Genomic DNA, 3772 nt, shown 5'->3' with positions numbered 1-3772 from the left:
GTCCGGGATCGTGGCCTGGAGTGATCCCGGACAGTCGCCGGTCCGGTGGTGCCGGGTCGCGTTTCAGCGGCCTGTCGATGGCCCATCCGGCTGAGCCTGCGAGCGTCGAGCTGGCCCAGCCGGGCTCGGCCCTGGTCATCCTGCGGCCGGCGCCCGTACTGCCGGCCGGTGTGCAGATCTGTCTGGGTCTCGCCAGCACGGACGCGGACACGACCACCTGGTGATCGACGCTCGCGGCGGAGGCCACCTACGCGTCCCTCTGGCACTCGAAGGTCACGCGCCTCGTCCTCTGCCGCTTGCGTTCGCGTGCGGATGGGGCGCTGGACTGTCGGATGTGGCTATCCGTCCTGGTGCGTCGCCGTCATGGCTCTGCCCCTGGCGCTGTCATCACGCCCACAGCGGTGCTCACACATCGCGACACGAACACTCTTCAACGTCAAGACACGGTGACACGAACACTCTTCCATAACAATGGGTGGCCGCGTAGGCACTCCATGGAACAATATCGTCGCTATACGTGATGTTCGGATGTGGGTGGCGACATCCACCGATTCGAGGAGTGGGAATGTCTGAGCGACGATGGCGACTCAGGGTGTGGGCGGCGGTGATGGCCGCGGTCGGGGTGATGTTCCTGCCAGCAGCGGCCCTGGCCTCCCCGGGCGGGTCCCTGAAAACCGGCACCGTGCGGGCCTGGGGCGACAACAACTTCGGCCAGTTGGGTGACGGCACCACCACCAACCGGACAACGCCGGTGCCGGTCGTGAGCCTGGACCGTGTCACCGCGATCGCCGGCGGCGGGGCCAGCGGGTATGCGCTGCGCCGGGACGGCACCGTGCGGGCCTGGGGCCGCAACAGCTCCGGCCAGTTGGGTGACGGCACCACCACCAACCGGACAACGCCGGTGCCGGTCGTGAGCCTGGACCGTGTCACCGCGATCGCCGGCGGCGGGGTCAGCGGGTATGCGCTCGTGAAGTAAAGAAAGGATCAGCTAGCCGGGCCACCGACGGCCCTGCCCCGGGCAGCCTGCGTGGATCGGGCTGCCCGGGGCACTCGGCAACCGGGTGCGGGTGACCGGGGTGGCCGCCAGTGTGCCCACCGCTCGTCGTTCCCTGGTTTCCCGCCCCTGGCGCGCCGGCTGATGGATGATCAGCAGATGGCCTGCCGACGCCGGACGAGTACCGAACTCGCCCGGCGTCGGGTCGGTCTGCGGGCCACACGGCCGGAGACCATCCCAGCAGTAGCGGCATGCGCCTCGGAGTAGTACCCGAGGCAGCCCTCGTCGACGTCTGCCTGGGCCTGCGGGTGTCAGCGGAACTGTTCGGCGATGCCCTCGCTGCGCATCGCGGTCCGGTCGTGCATGCGGCCGGGCCGCCCCGGACCACAGGGGGCGGCCCGGCCCGTCGCTGATACCGGTCGTCTTCGCGGTGTTCTGTCTCCTCTTCCCGAGCACGAACGCGCTGCGGCCCGGGCGCCCTGCCCGGGGACGGCGTACCTGCACCTCGGTCCCGCCCGTCCGGAGCCGCTCACCTCCAGCCGCGGCGTAGGCGAACACGTCCGCCAGGGTGCGCGGCCTTGTCTCGGGCCGGCCCGCCACGGCGAAGCCCGTGCCGCCAGCAGCGGGCGGATCTCCCCGCGGCCCGGGTGACGGTGACCCGGCGGACCAGCTCCAGCGGCCCGGAACGGCGGGAAAGCGGCGGAAACAGCCCCCCGACGCCATCACGATCATCCTGTCGAGACGTCACTACGGCCATTCGGCCCCGCCATGTTTTTGGTGTGGCCGTCCAGGGCGATGCTGGCCCTCGGGTCCGCCGCTGCCGCATCCACCACACATCCGGCCGCGGCGTATTCGTCTACGACAACGGTGCGGGGCTGTTCGAGAACAACGAGATCAGCGGTAACCGGAAAGCCGATTGGAACGTGTCGGGCGCCGATAGGACAAAAATGATCCGCCGGTGAGAGTCTCGCGCAGGCCGCGAGCGTGCCTGCGGAACAGGATTGTTCAGGGCAGCCTTCAGGCTGGGCGGGGATACAACGCGCCGACTCGCCAGGATGGGTGGCCGGGGGGCCGACGTACCGTCGAGCACGGCGTGCCAGCGCCACGCGTAGGCCTCGCGTGGCGGTCCCTGCTGGGTCTCGTTCCCGGGCGCGGCGGGTGCGGCGCGGTCCCCGCGGCGGTCTGGAGGGGCGCCCTCGAACCCGTGCAGGACTTTGGCGGCGATCTTTCTTCGGTGCGTCCGCCCCGGTCAGACGGCCGGTCCCTGAATGGCGGGGAGGGGGTGTTCCGGGGTGTCGAGCCAGAACGTCTGCCCTTCGGGGGTGACGGTAATACCGATGCGGGTGTGATCGGGCCGTCCGGCGTCGGTCCACCATCGGTAGGCGGTCTCAAGGTCGTCCCAGAGGCGGCGGGGGCCGTACTGCCTTACCTCGTGGGCGGTGGTTCCGGGAGTGAGGGATGCCCAGGATCGGGAGGCGGGGTGTGACAGGAGGAGTGTCGCGGTGTCATCGTCGCCTCGTTGCCCCGTGATGCAGTCGGGAAGCCGGGTGCCGATGGCGAATCCGGCGTCGAAATCGGTGAATGGTTGTCGCGGGTACAGCTGAGTCGTCGTCACCCGCGCGCCGTCGGCTGTTTGTCGGTGGAACCTGGTGGGACGGTGGTTGCGGAGTCGTATGAAGGGCGCCTCGCCATGGAATCGGCCGTGTGCGGTGCCGTCACCGTGGACGGTGACGGCGAGGAGCGCCCCGTGGTGGAAGGTGGCTGCGAGAGGGAGCAGTATCCGGCCGGCGGGCCGTGTCTGTTCGACCCAGGCGTAGGGGATGGTGGCCGCGGCGGCAGTGGCGATGATTCGGTCATACGGTGCCCGCTCGGGGTATCCGAGGATACCGTCACCGATGATCACTGTGACCGGATAGTTGTTCCTGCGCAGAGCCTGTCGGGCGTGGCCGGCGATCGTGGGATCAATTTCTATCGTCGTGACGCGTCCGGTGCGGGTTCGCTCGGCGAGCAGCGCGGCATTGTAGCCGGTACCGGTCCCGATTTCGAGGACGTCCATCCCCTCCCGCACGTTCAGGAGGGTGAGCATCCGGTCGACGAGCCAGGCCGCGGTGTTGGAACTCGTGGGGAGGATGCCCTTGTCGGGGCGCTCGCCGTCGTCGACCTGGATTGCTACAGGATCGCTACTCTCTGCCAGTGCCGACCAGGTTTCAGGGTCGTCATCCCGGCGTAGCGGGACCATCCATCCATCGGGGCCGTCGACCCAGATCGTGTCCGGAACGAACGCCGCGCGTCTCACAGCCATCCGGTTCCCCTACATATCTGACAGGGTTTTTGCTCCCGCTTTCCGTCAATGACAACGATGATTTTACCCGAACCATCGCACGCCGAACACTCCAGCTTCTTCCTGTGTTTTCCAACTTTTACCCGGCCTCCCACGGAATCTCCTTGAACAACCGTAGAGAAAATTGGCGGCGGCCTGTCGGGCCCGAGTTGACGCCCCTGTTTCTCCGGGTGTGCCGCGCGACGCGGCGGCAAGCCCGATGAGATCGCGGCGGTTCGCGGCGGCCTCCTCGTCTCCGGACACCGACGTGCCCGCCGGACCCTGCCGCTGGGAGCACTGGGGAACCCGCGTAGCCGGCTACGGCGCGCCTACCTGTACCGCACCGCCTTGGCCGCCCCCGAAACCGCCGAACAGATCTACGCCACGTTCCGTGTAGCAGCGGTTTTCTACCCGCGGCTGACGACGGGATGGGCGGGGGCTCTCGTAGCCTCCAGGGG

3 protein-coding genes and 1 pseudogene are annotated in these 3772 nt (G+C 68.6%); 3 read left to right on the top strand and 1 reads right to left on the bottom strand.

From position 1 onward, the window contains the following. From CM1CMNOD_RS04770 to CM1CMNOD_RS22220, 3 genes and pseudogenes are all read left to right on the top strand, one after another. Nucleotides 1-224, top strand: a pseudogene (locus CM1CMNOD_RS04770) (hypothetical protein); the annotation flags it as partial. 341 nt (nt 225-565) lie between these two features. Beyond that, nucleotides 566-976, top strand: coding sequence for an RCC1 domain-containing protein (locus CM1CMNOD_RS04765; protein ID WP_013872528.1), 411 nt, complete (start codon nt 566-568; stop codon nt 974-976). A gap of 797 nt (nt 977-1773) precedes the next feature. Beyond that, the gene (locus CM1CMNOD_RS22220; RefSeq protein WP_131772202.1) at nt 1774-1956 is read left to right on the top strand and encodes a right-handed parallel beta-helix repeat-containing protein; all 183 of its coding nucleotides are present in this window, start codon (nt 1774-1776) and stop codon (nt 1954-1956) included. Nucleotides 1957-2243: 287 nt separating this feature from the next. Here CM1CMNOD_RS22220 and CM1CMNOD_RS04750 read toward each other — a convergent pair whose 3' ends face one another. After that, nucleotides 2244-3296: a methyltransferase domain-containing protein gene (locus CM1CMNOD_RS04750; RefSeq protein WP_013872526.1), complete on the bottom strand. Its 1053-nt coding sequence runs from the start codon at nt 3294-3296 to the stop codon at nt 2244-2246. Between the last annotated feature and the right edge of the window lie 476 nt (nt 3297-3772).

Origin of the sequence: Protofrankia symbiont of Coriaria myrtifolia (assembly GCF_900634755.1) — a bacterium.
In the GTDB taxonomy this organism is placed as follows: Bacteria; Actinomycetota; Actinomycetes; order Frankiales; family Frankiaceae; genus Protofrankia; species Protofrankia coriariae.
The sequence above is the reverse complement of the archived record's forward strand: the minus strand, read 5'-3'. Positions and strand labels throughout refer to the sequence as shown.